This window comes from Lentzea flava, from assembly GCF_014648475.1.
Lineage (GTDB): Bacteria > Actinomycetota > Actinomycetes > Mycobacteriales > Pseudonocardiaceae > Lentzea > Lentzea flava.
The window spans coordinates 20,109-36,425 of sequence record NZ_BMRE01000027.1; the positions used below are offsets into that span (position 1 = coordinate 20,109).

Annotated in this window: 20 protein-coding genes and 2 tRNA genes; 8 read left to right on the forward strand and 14 right to left on the reverse strand. The window is 69.2% G+C overall.

The genetic code is table 11. The annotated features are described in order from the left end of the window. Window positions 1–22: 22 nt before the first annotated feature. A complete protein-coding gene (locus tag IEZ09_RS26875; protein WP_189256640.1) occupies window positions 23–1,138 on the reverse strand; it encodes an MFS transporter in 1,116 nt (371 codons plus the stop codon). A gap of 75 nt (window positions 1,139–1,213) precedes the next feature. On the opposite strand from IEZ09_RS26875, the gene IEZ09_RS26880 reads away from it, so the two are divergent. Then, window positions 1,214–1,945: an AraC family transcriptional regulator gene (locus IEZ09_RS26880; protein WP_189256551.1), complete on the forward strand. Its 732-nt coding sequence runs from the start codon at window positions 1,214–1,216 to the stop codon at window positions 1,943–1,945. Here the strand turns inward: IEZ09_RS26880 and IEZ09_RS26885 are convergent. Beyond that, window positions 1,942–2,643, reverse strand: a complete 702-nt coding sequence (locus IEZ09_RS26885; protein ID WP_189256552.1) for an SDR family NAD(P)-dependent oxidoreductase — start codon at window positions 2,641–2,643, stop codon at window positions 1,942–1,944. The two genes, IEZ09_RS26880 and IEZ09_RS26885, sit on opposite strands and share 4 nt — an antisense overlap. A 110-nt stretch (window positions 2,644–2,753) precedes the next feature. On the opposite strand from IEZ09_RS26885, the gene IEZ09_RS26890 reads away from it, so the two are divergent. Next, a complete protein-coding gene (locus IEZ09_RS26890; RefSeq protein ID WP_189256553.1) occupies window positions 2,754–3,311 on the forward strand; it encodes a TetR/AcrR family transcriptional regulator in 558 nt (185 codons plus the stop codon). 82 nt (window positions 3,312–3,393) lie between these two features. Further along, entirely contained in the window at window positions 3,394–4,185 is a 792-nt protein-coding gene (locus tag IEZ09_RS26895) for an SAM-dependent methyltransferase (protein ID WP_189256554.1), read from the forward strand. Window positions 4,186–4,210: 25 nt separating this feature from the next. Here IEZ09_RS26895 and IEZ09_RS26900 read toward each other — a convergent pair. Continuing rightward, window positions 4,211–4,288 (reverse strand) — tRNA-Ile (locus tag IEZ09_RS26900). 105 nt (window positions 4,289–4,393) lie between these two features. Between IEZ09_RS26900 and IEZ09_RS26905 the strand changes: the two genes are divergently transcribed. After that, entirely contained in the window at window positions 4,394–4,855 is a 462-nt protein-coding gene (locus IEZ09_RS26905; RefSeq protein ID WP_189256555.1) for a GNAT family N-acetyltransferase, read from the forward strand. Here IEZ09_RS26905 and IEZ09_RS26910 read toward each other — a convergent pair. Beyond that, complete coding sequence (locus IEZ09_RS26910) at window positions 4,810–5,667, reverse strand: oxygenase MpaB family protein (protein ID WP_189256556.1); 858 nt, start codon at window positions 5,665–5,667, stop codon at window positions 4,810–4,812. The two genes, IEZ09_RS26905 and IEZ09_RS26910, sit on opposite strands and share 46 nt — an antisense overlap. Window positions 5,668–5,734: 67 nt before the next feature. After that, a tRNA-Asn gene (locus tag IEZ09_RS26915) sits at window positions 5,735–5,807 on the reverse strand. Window positions 5,808–5,951: 144 nt separating this feature from the next. Between IEZ09_RS26915 and IEZ09_RS26920 the strand changes: the two genes are divergently transcribed. After that, complete coding sequence (locus tag IEZ09_RS26920) at window positions 5,952–6,233, forward strand: YtxH domain-containing protein (protein WP_189256557.1); 282 nt, start codon at window positions 5,952–5,954, stop codon at window positions 6,231–6,233. 6 nt (window positions 6,234–6,239) lie between these two features. Here IEZ09_RS26920 and IEZ09_RS26925 read toward each other — a convergent pair whose 3' ends face one another. The 3 genes from IEZ09_RS26925 to dnaG are packed head-to-tail and all read right to left on the reverse strand — an operon-like array spanning window position 6,240 to window position 9,385. Further along, the gene (locus IEZ09_RS26925; RefSeq protein WP_189256558.1) at window positions 6,240–6,980 is read right to left on the reverse strand and encodes a trans-aconitate 2-methyltransferase; all 741 of its coding nucleotides are present in this window, start codon (window positions 6,978–6,980) and stop codon (window positions 6,240–6,242) included. 24 nt (window positions 6,981–7,004) lie between these two features. Then, complete coding sequence (locus IEZ09_RS26930) at window positions 7,005–7,496, reverse strand: hypothetical protein (RefSeq protein WP_189256559.1); 492 nt, start codon at window positions 7,494–7,496, stop codon at window positions 7,005–7,007. After that, window positions 7,496–9,385: a DNA primase gene (dnaG, locus tag IEZ09_RS26935; protein ID WP_189256560.1), complete on the reverse strand. Its 1,890-nt coding sequence runs from the start codon at window positions 9,383–9,385 to the stop codon at window positions 7,496–7,498. Before dnaG ends, IEZ09_RS26930 begins: the two co-directional genes overlap by 1 nt. 26 nt (window positions 9,386–9,411) lie before the next feature. Between dnaG and IEZ09_RS26940 the strand changes: the two genes are divergently transcribed. Further along, on the forward strand, window positions 9,412–10,293 hold the full coding sequence (locus tag IEZ09_RS26940; RefSeq protein WP_189256641.1) for a sigma-70 family RNA polymerase sigma factor: 882 nt from the start codon (window positions 9,412–9,414) through the stop codon (window positions 10,291–10,293). Between the two features lie 26 nt (window positions 10,294–10,319). On the opposite strand, the gene IEZ09_RS26945 is transcribed toward IEZ09_RS26940, so the two are convergent. Together IEZ09_RS26945 and IEZ09_RS26950 are read right to left on the reverse strand one after the other, a co-directional pair. Beyond that, window positions 10,320–11,132 carry a class I SAM-dependent methyltransferase gene (locus tag IEZ09_RS26945; RefSeq protein WP_229812994.1) on the reverse strand — a complete coding sequence of 271 codons (813 nt, stop codon included), beginning with the start codon at window positions 11,130–11,132 and terminating at the stop codon, window positions 10,320–10,322. 4 nt (window positions 11,133–11,136) lie between these two features. Continuing rightward, the gene (locus tag IEZ09_RS26950) at window positions 11,137–11,694 is read right to left on the reverse strand and encodes a carboxymuconolactone decarboxylase family protein (RefSeq protein WP_189256561.1); all 558 of its coding nucleotides are present in this window, start codon (window positions 11,692–11,694) and stop codon (window positions 11,137–11,139) included. A 106-nt stretch (window positions 11,695–11,800) separates the two neighbouring features. On the opposite strand from IEZ09_RS26950, the gene IEZ09_RS26955 reads away from it, so the two are divergent. Further along, complete coding sequence (locus IEZ09_RS26955; protein ID WP_030472123.1) at window positions 11,801–11,980, forward strand: hypothetical protein; 180 nt, start codon at window positions 11,801–11,803, stop codon at window positions 11,978–11,980. Here the strand turns inward: IEZ09_RS26955 and IEZ09_RS26960 are convergent. The 4 genes from IEZ09_RS26960 to IEZ09_RS26975 form a co-directional block, all read right to left on the reverse strand. Beyond that, window positions 11,977–12,495, reverse strand: coding sequence for a Scr1 family TA system antitoxin-like transcriptional regulator (locus tag IEZ09_RS26960; RefSeq protein WP_189256562.1), 519 nt, complete (start codon window positions 12,493–12,495; stop codon window positions 11,977–11,979). The genes IEZ09_RS26955 and IEZ09_RS26960 overlap by 4 nt on opposite strands. Window positions 12,496–12,574: 79 nt before the next feature. Then, the gene (locus tag IEZ09_RS26965; protein ID WP_189256563.1) at window positions 12,575–13,582 is read right to left on the reverse strand and encodes a serpin family protein; all 1,008 of its coding nucleotides are present in this window, start codon (window positions 13,580–13,582) and stop codon (window positions 12,575–12,577) included. A gap of 10 nt (window positions 13,583–13,592) precedes the next feature. Then, window positions 13,593–14,831, reverse strand: coding sequence for a deoxyguanosinetriphosphate triphosphohydrolase (locus tag IEZ09_RS26970; RefSeq protein WP_189256564.1), 1,239 nt, complete (start codon window positions 14,829–14,831; stop codon window positions 13,593–13,595). Continuing rightward, window positions 14,831–15,496 carry a YdcF family protein gene (locus IEZ09_RS26975; RefSeq protein ID WP_229812995.1) on the reverse strand — a complete coding sequence of 222 codons (666 nt, stop codon included), beginning with the start codon at window positions 15,494–15,496 and terminating at the stop codon, window positions 14,831–14,833. Before IEZ09_RS26975 ends, IEZ09_RS26970 begins: the two co-directional genes overlap by 1 nt. A 74-nt stretch (window positions 15,497–15,570) precedes the next feature. On the opposite strand from IEZ09_RS26975, the gene IEZ09_RS26980 reads away from it, so the two are divergent. Next, complete coding sequence (locus IEZ09_RS26980) at window positions 15,571–16,302, forward strand: Type 1 glutamine amidotransferase-like domain-containing protein (RefSeq protein WP_189256566.1); 732 nt, start codon at window positions 15,571–15,573, stop codon at window positions 16,300–16,302. Window positions 16,303–16,317 lie beyond the last annotated feature (15 nt).

Consider the following 16,317-nt stretch of genomic DNA (forward strand, 5'->3'; position numbering starts at 1 on the left):
GTTCAACCGTAGTCACCGGGACTCAAGCTCGCATTGAGCGAGCGGGTGTGCGCAGACCGCGTGCCGCCGCCCAGGCGACGCCCGGCAGCACCGCGAGCAACAGCAACGCCTGCTGGAGGTTCGTCGCCGCCGCGATCGCACCGACCGCGGGCGCGGCCACCCCACCGACGCTGACCGCGAGTCCCAGCGTGACGCCGCTCGCGGTGCCGAGCCGGGTGGGCAGGTAGTCCTGGCCGAGCGTGGTGTGCAACGAGAACGGCGCGTAGAGAGCCACAGCGGCGATCGCCACCATCAAGTACACCGCTGGTCCCGGCACCAATGCGATACCGGCAACCGCGGGCACCGCAACGGCGTAGGACACGCGCACGGTGCGAATACGGCCCCACCGCCCGGCGAGTACGCCACCGAGCAACGTGCCGGCCGCGCCAGCGCCGAACAACACGACCAGTGCGAGCGACCCGGCGATCAGACCGCCGACCCGGTGCGCCACCCAGATGGCGAGGAACGTGCTGAGCCCGAACGTCGCCATCGAGCGCGCGATGATCACCACAGTCAGCCGGCCGAACTGGCCCCAGTCGTCCCGTCCGCCGTGCACCGCGACGTGAGTCTCTTCGCCCTGGACGCCGCGCAGGGCCAACGTCAGCGCTCCGCCGATCAGGGCGGGAATCATCAGCAACGGAGTCGCTGCGAGCCCGCCGAACGCCAGCACCGGCGTCACGAGCACCGGCCCGAGCGCGAAGCCCGCGTTGCCGCCGAGCGCGAACCAGCTCATCCCGACGTGGCTGTCACGGGACGCGCGGCGGGCGAGCCTGGCGGCCTCCGGGTGGTAGGCGGCGACGCCGAGGCCGGACAACGCGATCGCGAGCCAGGTGAAGAGATACGAGTCGCCCAGACCGCACAACCCGATGCCGGCACCGGCGACGGTCATGCCCGCCGGGACCAGCCACGGCATGGCGCGCCGGTCGGTCAGGAAGCCGAACAACGGTTGCACGACCGACGACAGCACCGTCGCGGCGAGCGTGATGCCGGCCGCCGCGACGTAGCCGTAGGACCGTTCGGCGACGAGGAACGGGACGACGGCGGGCACGGCTCCCTGGTAGAGATCGTTCACCGCGTGGCTGCCGACCAGGACCGTCATTCGCCATTTCGAGTGATTCACGGACCGATCTTGGAGCCGGCCCAAGCGTTCGCGATTCCGATATTCTGCCGATGTATGTCGAATTCCCGCCACCAGCCGACGGCGCCGACGACGAGCCGTGAGCTCGCCGCCGCCGACAGCGTCACCGCGCACTGGCACGACGAGAACCAGATCGTCTACGCCAGCCGCGGCGTCGTGGCCGTGCACACCGAGTCGTCGCGCTGGATCGCGCCGGCCCACCGCGCGCTGTGGATCCCTGCCGGCACAGTCCATTCACACCGCGCGTACGGCGTCACGCGGCTGCACTTCCTCGGCCTCACGCAGAACCCGCTGAAACTCCACGAGCCGACCGCGCTCGCCGTCTCGCCGCTGCTGAGAGAACTGCTGATCGCCTACACCGGGCTGGGCGAGCGGGAAACCCCTGCGGGCAAACGGATGCGTGCCGTGCTGCTCGACCAGCTCGCCACCGCGTCCGAACGCCCGGTGCGCGTCCCGTCCGCACACGATCCACGTCTCGCGACGGTCTGCGCGTTGCTCGAGACCGACCCCTCGGATGCACGCGGTCTCGAAGCACTGGGCCGTGTCGCGGGCGCGAGCAGCCGGACCCTCACCCGGCTGTTCCGCGAGGACATGGGCATGACGTTCCCCCAGTGGCGCACGCAACTGCGCCTTTACCACGCACTGCGCCTGCTGGCCGAAGGCCACCCGGTCACGACCGTCGCCCAGCGCTGCGGGTTCGCCACCGCGAGCGCGTTCATCGACGTGTTCCGCCGCTCGCTCGGCCACACCCCCGGCTCGTACCTCTAGAGCACCGAGAACACCTCCTCCACCCGATCCCGCTTCACGAACATCTGCCACGCGGTCTCCGCGATGTCGTCCGGGTCGAGCGTGTGCCCGGCCAGCTCGCCGAACCGCTCGGGCTTGCTCTCCACCATCTTGTGGATGTCGCCGCGCTCGACGACACCGCCGATGGTGAGCGTGCCCGCGTACACCCCCTTGTCGGCCAGCGCAGCGTTGAGCGTCAACGCGTAGTTGCGCAACGCGGCCGACGTGAGGGCGAGCGCACCGAGCACCGGCATCGGCTGCACCGCACTGAGCCCACCGGCGAACAGCAGGCCTCCGCCGCGCTCGACCACACCGGGCAGCACGTGCCCGACGACGTCGACGGCCGGGTAGAGCCACCGCATGGCCTCCTGCGCATCGGCGGAGGTGATCGACGTGATCTCCACGGGCACCTCGCTCAGATCCGTGGCACCGGGCCCGTAGTACACGACGTCGACCGGTCCGATCTTGTCCAAAGTGGACAGCAGCACCTCCCGGTCCCGCACGTCGACCGCGAACGCCCGCGCCTTCACCCCCGCCTCGGCGAGCTCGGCGACATAGCCGGCATGCCGCCCCTCGCTGCGCGAGATCAGCACGACCTCGTACCCCTCGCGCCCGAACCGGTGCGCGATCGACATGCCGAGCCCAGGACCAACACCAACCACAACCGCGGTGGGAGACATGAGGTTCCGTCCTTCCGACGCTAATTCGAGGCAACCCTCGACTTCCAGTCGCCGACGCTACCACAAAATTCGAGGGCACCCTCGACTTAGCCGCTGAGTAGGATCCGCACATGGTCACCGCGTCGAGGCCCCTGCGTGCGGACGCGGCACGCAACCGCGAAAAGCTGCTGACGGCGGCAGCGCACCTGTTCGCCGAACGCGGCCTCGACGTCCCCCTGGAACACATCGCCCGCCGCGCCGAGGTCAGCATCGGCACGCTCTACAAGCACTTCCCGACCCGCGACGACTTCGTGGCGGCGATCTTCCCCGAACGCCTCGCCGCCCTCGACGACATCGGCGCCAAGGCCCTGGCCGATCCGGACCCCTGGCACGCGTTCGCCGGCTACCTCGACGACCTCTACGCCCTGCAGGCCGAGGACCGCGGCCTCAACGACGTCCTCGCCCGCGACCTGCCCAACGCCCCCGAGGTCGTCTCGGCCTGCCACCGGGGAGCGGGCCACGCCGAGGTTCTGATCACGCGCGCGGTCGAGGCCGGGGTGCTCCGCCCCGACTACACGATCGCGGACCTGGCCACGCTGACCAGGGCGATGGCCCAGGTCATCAGGGATTCGCCGGACGGGTGGCAGCGCTTCCTGTCCATCTACGTGGAAGGCCTGCGCACCCAGTGATCATGGGTGCCCTCGCCTCATGCCGGTGTCGGCACCACCGAACACGTGCGACACAAGATCTTGATTCTGCTAGACAGCGCTGGTGGACCGACGCGAACTCAGCGCTCTCGCGCACGCAGACCATCCGATTTCGGCTCCACTGAGCGACAGCACAGTGGAGCACCTTCTCCGCCGGGCCATCCGCGGGCAGGACGATCACCTGCTCGATCTGGGCTGCGGCGATGGCACCTGGTTGCTACGCGCACTACAGGCGCACGGCGGCGTAACGGCTGTCGGAGTCGACGTCTCGGGTGAAGGCTTCGACCGCGTCCTCAGCGAGGCCGCCCAGCTCGGTCTGGAGGATCGGCTCGAACTGCACCGCCAGGACGTCGCCGAGTACCGGTCGACCAGGAAAGCGGACTTGGTGCTCAGCGTGGGAGCCGCCTACGCGTTCGGCGGGCTGCTCCCCACGTTGAACGCCGCTCGAGAGCATCTCGCCGAAGACGGGATGCTCCTGCTCGGCGACTGCTTCTGGGAGCGCGAGCCCGACGCTGCCGTCCGAGCGGAACTGGAGGACGGTCCGCAGAAGTACGCGGATCTCCCGACCACCGTGGCCCAAGTCGTCGCCGACGGATGGACACCGGTCTACGGATACATCAGCACGATCGCGGAGTGGGACGAGTACGAATGGTGCTGGACCGGCACCCTCGCCCAGTGGGCCCTCGACAATCCCGAACACCCCGACAGCGAACTGGCTCTTCAGATGTCAGCGGCCCACCGCACCAGCTGGCTGGGCGGCTATCGCGGAATTCTCGGGTTCGTCGTTCTCCTGCTGCGGCGCACACCCGGTGGCAATGGGCATCACCATGGACAGTTGATCACTAGCGGATCTTGAAAACGACTGTCCGTGCTGGCCGGACTGGTGGGGCAGGTCGGATTCGAACCGACAACCTGACAGATTATGAGTCTGCTGCTCTGACCGGTTGAGCTACTGCCCCCTCGCAGCGGCGAACACCACCCGCTAACGCTGCGTGGTGGAGGATACCGATCACGCCGAACGGGCCTTGCGCGCCCCCGTGGCGAGCGACACATAGGCTGCACGCGTGCGTTTGACCCTCCGCGACTTCACCCCGGCGGACGAGCCCGAGGTGCTGCGGCTGTTCGCCGACTGCGACGACTGGTTCCAGGCTGCCACTGGTCACCCGTCCGGGCCCGGCGACGTGCAGAGTCTCTTCTACGCGTTGCCGGAGGGGGCGCGGTTCGAGCAGAAGCAGCTGCTGGTCGCCGAGGCTCAGGGCATGATCGGGTTCGTCGACCTCGTGCTGGACCACCCGGCGCCGGGGCACGCCAGCGTTGGTTTCTTCCTCGTGCCGAAGGATCTGCGGCGGTGGGGCATCGGCCGGGAGATGGCCAAGGCGCTCACCGAGCGCTACCCCGAGATCACGCACGTGCACGTGAGCCTCGCGGACTTCAAGCCCGGCAACGAGTTCCTCAGGGCCATGGGGTTCACGCTCAACGGTCAGCGCGCGGTGCTGGAGATCGCGCCGAGGTCCGACGGCCGGTAGCCGGCGGGATAGCCGGGGTACGTGCGGTTGGGCGTGCTGGTGAGCTTCAGGGCTCGTCGCACGGGCATCCAGCGCACCACGCGAGCCCGCAGGCGCAACGCCAGGCGCCCCAGAACGCCGACCCAGCCCAGCGGGGCGTCGAAGCCGAACGCGCGCACCATCAACGGATCCAGCATCGCCACCACCGCCCGGGAGACCACCGGCTTCAGCACCGGCGGGTACCACGAGCAGAACAGGTCGAGCGTGTACTGGCCGATGCGGCGGTTCGACGGCGCGAACACGAAGTGCTGCTGTTCGTAGGCCGCTTTGAAGGCCCGGAACTCGTCGAAGTCCGACGGGATGTCGCGGATTCCCATGCGGGCGCCGACCGCGCGGTAGAAGTGGAACGCCGCCAGCTGCTCGTTGCGCGTCAGCGGCCTCCAGCCGTACTGCGCGAGCCAGTCGATCGGGTCGTAGATGAACGTCGACAGCACGTACAGCATGTCGTCGTTGGAGATGTCATAGCGGCCGTGCTGGCGGTTGACGACGCGCAGCGCCTCACGTCCGCGCGGGGAGTCGTAGCCGTGTTCGACGAGCTCCGCCATGAGCACTGCCGTGTCGTCGTAGCGCTTCTGCGGGCGGCGTTCGAACTCGCCGGTGCGCTCCAGCAGGCCCGAGATCGTCGGCACGCAGTACGTGCGGAACAGCGCCAGCTCCAACGACTTCTGGTAGTCCCACGGGAACTCCAGGCCCGCGGAGATCCTCATGATCTCCTCGTGGTCGGCTACCGGGTCGAGCGACGAGATGCGGTGGAGGTTCGCGAAGCGCGGCATGCACCCAAAGTCACGCACGACCCCCCGAAACCAAAAGACCCCAGTCGGATGACTAGGGTCTTGGAAGCTCCCCCAACTGGACTCGAACCAGTAACCCTGCGATTAACAGTCGCATGCTCTGCCAATTGAGCTATGGGGGAATGTTCTGTTGTGGTCTTGCCTGTCAGGCTTGGTTCCTCCTGACAGTGGGTAACTCTACATGAGCCTCAAAACGGGTTCTGCAACCACCCCCCACTTTGCGGCAAAATGGGCCCTGACCAGGCACGATGTGAGAGGAGACCCGCATGAAGGGCATCTTGGTCGGTGCGGCGATCGGCTACGTGCTCGGCGCGAAGGCCGGACGGGAGCGCTACGACCAGATCGTGCGCCTGTGGCACCGCTTCATTGAGAACCCCACGGTGCGCCGGACGGCGAGCCAGGCCAAGGACAAGGCGTTCGAGGCCGCCCACCAGGCAAAAGACCTCGCCGCGGACGCTGCGGAGAAGGCCGCCGAGAAGGCCCCGTGGCGGCACCACGACGAGGCCAACGGACGGCCCGTGACCCCCTCGGGGACGCCTCGGGCGTGACGATCTTCACACCTGCGCCACCACGAAGATCCGCCTGAACGGGAACCACGTCGTGCCGTCGGCTCGCTCCGGGTACGCCTCGCGCAGCCGCGGCGCCAGTTCCGCGACGTAGGCCTCCCAGTCCGATGAGGACAGTGCCGCGCGCACCGGCCGCAACGCCGTGCCGGTCACCCATTCGAGCACGGGATCGGGGCCGGACAGCCGCTGCACGTACGTGGTTTCCCAGGCGTCCACAGAGGAGCAGCCGGCCAGCAGTTCGGCGTACTCCACGGGCTCCAGAACGGGTTTCTCCGAGCGGAAGACGTGCGCCAGCGACGGTCCGGCGACCTCGCGGATCAGCCGGTGGGACGCGTCGGCGTAGTTGCCGGGCACCTGGAAGGCGAGCCACGCGCCGGCGGGCAGCGCCCCAGCCCACTTCGACACGATCGAGGGATGCGACGGAACCCACTGCAGGACCGCGTTGGACACCACGACATCGGTGTCCGGCAACGGTTCCCAGGTCGTCACGTCGTCCACGCGAGCGTCCACACCCGCGGCGCGAGCGGCCTCGACCATCTCGGACGACGAGTCGAACGCCTCGATGGCGGCGGACGGCCACCGCGAGGACAACGACGCGGTCAGATTTCCGGGCCCACAGCCCGCATCCACCACGCGACGAGGCTCGGAAGCCCCCACGCGCGCCACGAGTTCGTAGAACGGCCGCGCCCGGTGATCGGCGAAGGCCAAGTACTGCGCCGGATCCCACATACGGCTAACAGTACACGCGTACTGCTAGCCCGCAAGCCTGGCGGCGAACGCCGCCACCGCGACGCGCACGTCGGCCAGATCCACCCCGGCGTCCCCGCGCGCCTGCCACACGACGCCGTCCCGGCCGGGGATCTTGCGCTGCAGGATCCACACGCCGGGCGACTCGACGCGCTCCCGGTGCCGGATCGAGCCCTCGACGCGCTGACTGATCGCCCGCAGCACCCGGCCGGGGTCCTGCACCGCGAACCGTTGCGCCGGAAGGTCTTCGAGCAGCACGACCGGACCTTCCAGCCCGGCCTCCTGCGCCTCGACGACCCGCAGCGCGCCCTCCCACTTCACCTTGCTGATCAGGTGCCAGCCGATCCGCCGCGGCCCCGGCACCCACAGCCCGAGCGACGTCACGACGAGATGCCCGTCCTGCACCGGCGTCGAAGCGATCACGGTCTCGTCCGGCTCCAACGACCCGGTGAACCCGTCCGGCGCACCGGAGCCGAACAACCGGCGGAACAGCCCCACTACAGCACTCCAGCGCTCTGCTGCAGGAGCGCCTTGCGGTACTCCTCCAGCGCCACCAGGTCGCCCCACAGCGCCCGGTACTCGTCGGCGTCCTTGATCGGGGACAGCCGCCGCAGCCGCGACTTCACGTCCTCGACCTGCCTGCCGACCTGCACCTCCTGCAGCCGCGCGATCACCATCGACACGTAGCGGAACTCGTCGTTCTGCTTGACGGCCAACGGTTCCACCGCGAGCTCGGTCAGCACCGACCGCACCGACGCGTGCGAGCACGCCTGCGAGATCGCGTCCAGGTACGCCGTGCCCGCGAGCCCGGAGGAGGCACCACCGGCCTCGCGGATCGCCCGGTGCAGCGCCACGTAGGCGGGCTCGGTGAACGCCTCGTCCGGCAGCGAGTCGTAGAGCGGACCGGCGTACTCCGGCAGCCGCAGCGCGACCTTGAGCACCTCGCGCTCAGGGATCAGCCGCGGGTCGCGCGGGTTGGGCCGCGGCGGTCCGTCGACCTCCACCCCCAGAGCCATCTGGTTCGGGTCGACGCGCTGAGCGGCCACGACCGGCGTCTTGCCGCCGGCGACCTGCCGCACCCGCCGCACGACCATGGCCTCGTCGTCCCAGCCCACCCACCAGGCGAGCCGCGTGGCGTACCCGTCCCGCTTGGCGCGGTCCTTGATCTGCGCGACGAACGGCACCATCTTCTTCAACGCCTCGACGCGCCCGTCCACGGAGTCGAGGTCGTACGCCTTGAGCTGCGCCTTGATCGCGAACTCGATCAACGGCGTGCGCCGCGCCACCAGGTCGCGCACCGCGACGTCGCCCTTGGCCTGGCGCAGCTCGCACGGGTCCATGCCGTCCGGTGCCACCGCGATGTAGGTCTGCGCGGAGAACTGCTGCTCCCCCTCGAACGCCTTCAGCGCGGCCTTCTGCCCCGCCTCGTCGCCGTCGAAGGTGAAGATGACCTCGCCGTTCACGTCGTCGTCGATCAGCAGCCTGCGCAGCACGTTCATGTGCTCGGTGCCGAACGCCGTGCCGCACGACGCGACCGCCGTCGGCACACCGGCCAGGTGCATCGCCATCACGTCGGTGTAGCCCTCGACGATGACGGCCTGCTTGCGCTTCGCGATCTCCCGCTTGGCCTGGTCGAGCCCGAACAGCACCTGCGACTTCTTGTAGATCATCGACTCGCTGGTGTTGAGGTACTTCGCCTGGATCGGGTCGTCGTCGAAGATCCGCCGCGCACCGAACCCGACGACCTCGCCGCCGATGTCCTTGATCGGCCACAGCAACCGCCGGTGGAACCTGTCGATCGGCCCCTGACGGCCCTCCTTGGTGAGCTGCGCCTTGATCAGCTCCTGCAGTTCGAAGCCGCGACCCAGCAGGTGCTTGGTGAGCTTGTCCCAGCCACCGGGCGCGAAACCGCAGCCGAACTGGCGTGCCGCGGCCTCGTCGAACCCGCGCTGGGCCAGGAACTCGCGCGCCGCCTGCGCCTCCGGTGAGGCGAGCTGCTCGGCGTAGTACTCGGCGGCCTGCTTGTGCGCCTCGATGAGCCTGCTGCGCGTGCCCCGATCGCGCTGGATCGTGACGCCGCCGCCCTCGTAGGTGAGCTGGATGCCCGCCCGGTCCGCGAGCCGCTCGACGGCCTCCACGAACGACAGGTGCTCGACCTTCATCACGAAGGCGATCACGTCGCCGCCCTCGCCACAGCCGAAGCAGTGGAACGTGCCGTGTGACGGGCGCACGTTGAACGAGGGCGTCTTCTCGTCGTGGAAGGGGCACAACCCCTTGAGTGCGCCTCCGCCGGCTCTCTTCAGCGAAACGTGGTCGCCGACGACCTCATCGATGCGGCTGCGCTCACGCACCAATGCGATGTCGCTCTCCCTGATGCGTCCTGCCACGTCCCCGAGTCTAATCCCCTGGCAAACTGCCAATCGTGACCGCGGCCGACGACTTCGCACTCCACCGAGCCCACCTCATCGGCGTGGCGTACCGGCTGACCGGCAGCGTCGCCGACGCCGAGGACGCCGTGCAGGAGGCCTGGCTGCGGTTCTCGACGGCCGAGGGCGTCAGGGACGTCCGCGGCTGGCTCACGACCGTGGTGAGCCGCATCTGCCTGGACCGGCTGCGGTCCGCCGCCGTGCGCAGGGAGACCTACGTGGGCTCGTGGCTGCCGGAACCGCTGCTGACCACCGACGAGGCCGACGACCCGCTGGCGTCGGTGGTGCGGTCCGACGGCGTGCGCATGGCGGCCCTGGTCCTGCTGGACCGGCTCACGCCCGAGCAACGCGTCGCGTTCGTGCTGCACGACGCGTTCTCGTTGCCGTTCAACGAGATCGCGGACACGCTCGGCGTCTCGGAGGCCTCAGCGCGCCAGCACGCCTCCCGCGCCCGCAAGGCCGTCGCGGGCGCCGAACCACCGCCCCGCGCGGCGCTCGCCGAGCAGCAGGAGGTGCTGGAGAAGTTCCTCCAGGCCATGGCGGGCGGCGACATCGGCGCGGTGCTCGGCCTGCTGCACCCGGACGCGATCATGGTCGGCGACGGCGGCGGCAAGGTCCGCACGGCGGTCAACACGATCACCGGCGCGGAGAAGATCGCCCGCTTCTTCTTCGGACTCCTCCGCAAGTACGGCTTCGAGGACGAGTTCCCGCAGGTGCGACCCGTGCAGGTCAACGGCGACCTCGGCGTCGTCATCCCGGCGCAAGGCGGGATGACCCCGCGCGTGACGACGTTCACCGTGCACGACGGGAAGATCCTCGCGGTCTACGACATCGCCAACCCCGACAAGCTCGGCCACGTGGACTTTTGATCTGGACCGCGCAGGCCGAGAGCCGGTCACCACCGCAACCGCAGCAGCTTCCCGACGTCCCTGAGCTTCGGGATCGCGCTGACGACCTTCATCTGGATCCTGCCGGACCTGGGCAACGCGTCCAGGTGCGGCAGGTCCACGCTGCGCCAGGCGTCCACAGTGGTCAGTCCGGGGTGCAGCGCCTCGACCTCGCGCGGGTCGTCGACACCCCAGTGCAGCGTCGCACCGGCGTTGCGCACGGCGGGAACGAGCTTCTGCAGCTTGATCCCCCACGAGCCGTAGACGTCGAACAGCAGCTCACCACTGGCGAACCTGCTGGTGATCCTGCGGATCAACGCGTGGCCCTCCTCGCGCGTGAGGTACATCGAGAGGCCCTCGAACACCGCCACCGCCGGACGATCCGCGGGCACGTCGGCCAGCCACGCGTCCTCCGTGACCGACGACGCCACTAGCCGGTAGTCGCCGGACGGCTCCGGCAACAGCTTGTGCCGCAACGCGACCACGTCCGGCATGTCGACGTCGATCCAGCGCACGGTGTCCGGCCGTTCGATGCGATGCGCGCGCGTGTCCAGGCCACACGCGAGATGCAGCACCGTGCACGTCGGGTTGCGCTGGATGAACTCACGAGTCCAGTCGTCGAGCACCTTGGCGCGGATCGCCACACCAACCGCGCTCGTCGTGTTCATGCCGGTCTTGGTGAAGTCGTAGTCGATGCGGTCGACCGCGCGCTTCGCCTCGTCGTCGTGCAGCACCGAGGTGGCTCGCCCGCTGTCCAGCGCCCGGCCGTACAGCGTGGCGAGCATGGTCTCCTGGGCACCCGTCAGGGTGATCTTCTCCACACCTCTAGTGTGCCGGGACGCGGCACGCGTCGCCGCTGGTGAATCCCTGGTCCTTGATGCCGAACGCGCTGTTGAACCGCGCCCGCTGGTTCTCCAGCGCGATCTGGTACGTCAGCGCGACGAGTTCCTTGCGTCCCAGCAGCTTCTCCAGCTCGGCGACCTGCTCGTCGGTGACGCTGACGGGTGTGTCGGTCATCGCGTCGGCGTACGCCAGCGCCTTGCGTTCGATGTCGGTGAAGAGCGGTGAGGTGGCGTACGAGTCGATGTGCTTCAACCGTTCGATGTCCAGGCCACCGTGCTTCATCAGCATCGCGCCGAAGTCGACGCACCACGAGCAGCCGAGCTTCACGGCCGTGCGGTAGACGCAGAGCTCGAACAACGGCCCGTGGACCGCCTTCTTGATCGCCAGTTCGTGCCGGCCGCTCGCGATCAGCAGCTTCGGATGGTGCGCCATGACCGTGACCGGTTCGGGCACGGCCCCGAACTCGCGCCGCGCGAACCAGTACAGGGCCTTGGTGAGCAGGCCCGCGTTCTTCTTGGTGACTCCCTTGATCCTCGTCATGCCCTGTGGACGAGGCAGCCCTGAAGAACGTGACAGCGAACGTGACAGCGAACGTGACACCTTTGGGTGACTGGGTTGCGAGCCTGGCACCTCATAGGGTCCTGGCATGAGCAACGACTTCGTGCTGGACATCGATCACGAGTCGGCCGGCCTGCTGGCGGGAACACTGCTGGCGGGCGACTCGTGTGCGGTGCCGGTGCGTCACCAGAACGTCCGCCTGCTGCTGTGCGCGCTGCCCGGCGAGGACGGCATGCGGCTCTTCCTGCGCCGCAACACCCCCAACTAACGGTCGTACACGGCCACGTAGTCCATCAGCAGGTCGCGCGACCGCTCGTTGTCGAGCGCGATGGCGTGCATCCGCCGGAAGATCAGCACGGCCCGTTCGACGGTGGCCGCGTCGCTGGCGAGCACCCAGTTCGCGAGGTAGACGAGCGGCGGCTCGTGCTCGTACTGGATCAGCGCGTAGTCCAGCCCGACCGCCCCCGCGGCGCCGGAGCTGGCCGGCACGATCCTGATCGACGGCGCGTGGAACAGCAGGTGCAGGACCTGGTCCTCCATCAGCCGGTCGTTCCCCACCACGGTGCGCAGCGCGTACTCGTGGATGAAGAACACGCACCGCGGCAGCACGCCGTCAGGTTGCAGCTCCGGTGCCGGGGTGAGGCCCAGCGCGCCTGCCAGCGCCTTCGCGTAGCACTCCGTCCTGAGCAGGACGGGAACGGTGACGCCGCTGAAGCACGTGATCTGCGTGGCGCCGGCCGCGGCGAGCACGACGAGCTGCTCGCCGGCACCGTGCTGGGTCATGACTGGAACGGTAAAGGCATGATCATGATCGCGCCGCGCGAAACGCTCGCCCATCAGGGCGAACAGTCCCGGAAATCGCTCACGGACGGGCGACCTGAGCGAGGAAGTAGACCGCCTTCGAGCGGGCGTGCCGGACGGCGAGCAGGAACGGCCTGTCGACGTTCACCACGATCGGCTCGGTCGGGATCTCGATCGACACGGTGCGGAACGTGACGGCGGTGGCGGCCGCGCCCTCCAGGCCTTCCTCGTCCAGCCGCAGCACGGCCTCGTGGAGCACGTCGTCGACGAACAGCCGCTCGTCGGGCGAGAGCCCGCTGAAGTCGGCGTCGCGCGCGAACATGCGCCGCGCTCCCAGCCGTTCCAGCACGCTCTTCAGCTGGAACTTCTCCCGGATGTCCACTTTGGGCAGGGAGAGCTCGAGGTTGGTCCGGCCGGTCGCCTCGAACACCGACGGGTCGAGCGGCTGGTCCAGTGACGTGTCCGGCAGCAGGATCACGGCCTCCACGCCGGAGGCCGCGGGCAGCACGACCGTCTGCCAGCCGTCGTGGCGGGCGTAGCGGAACTTCTCGGTCACCTTCATCGTCGGCACGTCCACGTCACCGCCGGGCGCGTGGAACGGCCTGGGCGCGGTCTCCCAGGCGGCGAACGGGTTCAGCCAGCCCACCTTGAGGTACAGGGCGTTGACGATGATCGCCGCGGCGTCCGGGGGCGGCGGGCTCGTCAGCAGCTCGGGGATCAGGCCGCGGGTCGTCTCGGCGACGTCGGTGTTGACGAGCTTGCGGACCGTCGTGGGGTCGGAGAACGCCGTGCGCCGCACCGACTTCGCGAGCGAGAAGTCCGGGTTCAGGGTCAGGTCGTCGTCGGCCCACAGCGTGTTCGCGACGGCCAGTTCGGGCACGTCGAGGGCGTCCGACGGGTCGAAGCCCGCCAGCAGCCGGTCGAGCTCGGCACGGGTCTCGCCACGGGCGGCCTCCTGCGCTAGAGCGAGCGCGCTCGCCACCGAGAACGGCGACCAGCAGGCGTTGGACGACGGATCCGGCACGGCGACGCGGTGCACGGTCAGAGCGAACTGGGCCTGGTCGGTCACGCTCCCGAACCTACGCCGATGCGCGGTGCCTGGCCACGGCCTGCGCGTCGGTGAGCAGCGCGACCTGGTCGACGACGACGCGAAGCCGTGCGGCGTAGGAGGAAGCGGCCGCGAACAGCGGGCGGAACGCCGGATCGAGCAACGTCGGACGCTCCATCAGCCGGGTGACGAGGTCGGCGAGCAGCTCGCGTTGCGCGGCCTGCATGGCGAGACGGGTCGGATCGCTCATCACGTACCGGACGGCTATCGCCTTGAGCAGCGCCACTTCCGCAGCGACCTGGCGCGGGATCTCCAGCGAGGCGTTGTACCTCGTGAGGGCGCCTTCGCCGTGGACCTCGCGGGTCGCGGTGACTGCCGCCGAGGCGAACCGGCCGACCAGTTCGCTGGTGAGGTTCTTCAACGCGACCTGGGCGCCGAGCGAGCCGTCGTACTCGTGCTCGGTCCAGTAGCCGATCACGGGCAGCTTCAGCAGTTCCTCCGCCGTGGCTTCGAGCGTGGCGACGGACTCGTCGGAGAAGGTCTTGGCCGCGAGCGAGGCGATGGCCGCACGTTCGTCGGGACGGGCGAGGGCACCGAGGCTGATGCGGTGGGCCAGGACGCCGTCCTCGACGTCGTGCACCGAGTACGCCACGTCGTCCGACCAGTCCATCACCTGCGCCTCGATGCACCGCTCACGGTCCGGTGCGCCCTCACGCATCCACTCGAACACTTCCAGGTCGTCGTCGTACACGCCGAACTTCACCGTGCCGGGCGTACGCGGCCACGGGTACTTCGTCGACGCGTCGAGCACCGCACGCGTGAGGTTGAGCCCGTGAGCGGACTTCGGTTCCAGGCGGGCGAGGATTCGGAACGTCTGCGCGTTGCCTTCGAAGCCACCGCACGGCCCGGCGAGCTCGTTGAGCGCCCTCTCGCCGTTGTGCCCGAACGGCGGATGACCGATGTCGTGCGCGAGACCGGCGGTGTCGACGATGTCCGGGTCGCAGCCCAGTTCCTCGCCGATGCCGCGGCCGATCTGCGCGACCTCCAGCGAGTGGGTGAGCCGGGTGCGCGGGACACCGGTGACCTCCGACCCCTCACCGGGGCCGACGACCTGCGTCTTCCCCGCAAGCCGGCGCAACGCCGCGGAGTGCAGCACGCGGGCTCGGTCGCGGGAGAACGGTGTGCGCGTGTCGGTGCGGGCGCCCGGCAGCACGGCGCTCTTCGGTTCCTCGATGAGCAAACGCTCCGCGTCGTGGCCGGTGTAACCCATCACCCGATTTTAGGGAGCTTGAGCTCGTCGAACACTCCGGCGTGGGCCTTCATCAAGCGGTAGTACAGGAGCGCTCCGGTTTCGCGCTTGATGTAGAACCACTGCGTCTCGCGCGTCTGCACGTTCGGCCCCACGCGCGTCGGTGACGTCCAGGCCTTCAGCCCGGCGTCCTCCGCCATCGTGCGGGCGCGCAGGGAGTGCCACGGGTCGCTGACGATGACGGCGGTCTTCAGGCCGCGTTCCCCGGCGACCGAGGCGACGGCGCGCAGCGAGCCCAGGGTGTCCGCGCCCTCGCCGACCTGCAGCACTCGGTCCTCCGGAACGCCGCGCTTGACCAGCCACAGCTTGCCGACCTGGCCCTCGGTGAAGTTGTCGCCGGGCTGGCGGCCACCGGTCGTGGCGATGTAGCCGACGACGCCCTCCTTGTACAGGCCGAGCGCGTGCTCGAGCCGGGCTTCGAGCACGTCGGACGGGACACCGTTGTACTGCGCGGCGCCGAGGACGATCGCCATGTCGGCCTTGGTCCAGTCGTCGACCCGCGCGACCTGCCACACCCGGAACGCCGTACCGCCCACCACGAGCGCACCGATGATCAACGCGCCGAAGAGCAGGCGCAGCACGATGCGACGAATCCTGGCCAGAGGTTTGAGGGGTGGGGTCCGCACCCTTTGCATGGTTCCAGACCGGGCCGGTCCTGCTTTGGCACCCCCGCGTTGACGCCCCTGCGAGGATCATCATCATGCCTGCTGAGCAGCCCACGATCCTCGCCACCTCCGGAGGTTTGCGCCAGGGGCGCAGGACCTTCCTCGAATTCGGCAAGCTGATCCACTTCGCCCTGGACCTCTCCGGCGTGGAGGGCCGCAGGCCGCGGCTCTGCTACGTCGGCACCGCGGGAGGCGACCAGCGGCACATGAACGCCTACATGGCGGAGGCCGGCAGCGTCGCGGGCGTCGAGGTCTCGATGCTGAACCTCTTCACCATGCCGCCGACGGACGACCTGGAGAGCTACGTGCTCTCGCACGACGTCGTGTGGGTCGGCGGTGGCTCGGTCGCGAACCTGCTCGCGGTGTGGCAGGTGCACGGCCTCGGCGAGGTCTTCCGCAAGGCGTGGGAAGCGGGCGTGGTGCTCAGCGGCGTGTCGGCGGGCTCGATCTGCTGGCACATGGGAGGCGCGACCGACTCGTTCGGACGTGACCTCCGGATCGTCACGAACGGCCTCGGCTTCCTGCCCTACGGCAACGGCGTCCACTACGACTCCGAGGAGCAGCGCCGCCCGACGATCCACAAGGCCGTCGCTGCCGGAGTGCTGCCGACGACCTACTGCACCGACGACGGCGTCGGCCTGCTCTACCGCGGCACCGAGCTCGTCGAGGCGGTGTCGGAACGGCAGGGCGCCGGCGCGTACGTGGTGGTCAGGGAAGAGTCTTCAGCAACCGCTCAGGAGGAAAAGGTCGACACCAGGCTCCTGTGACGCGGAACTTGGAGG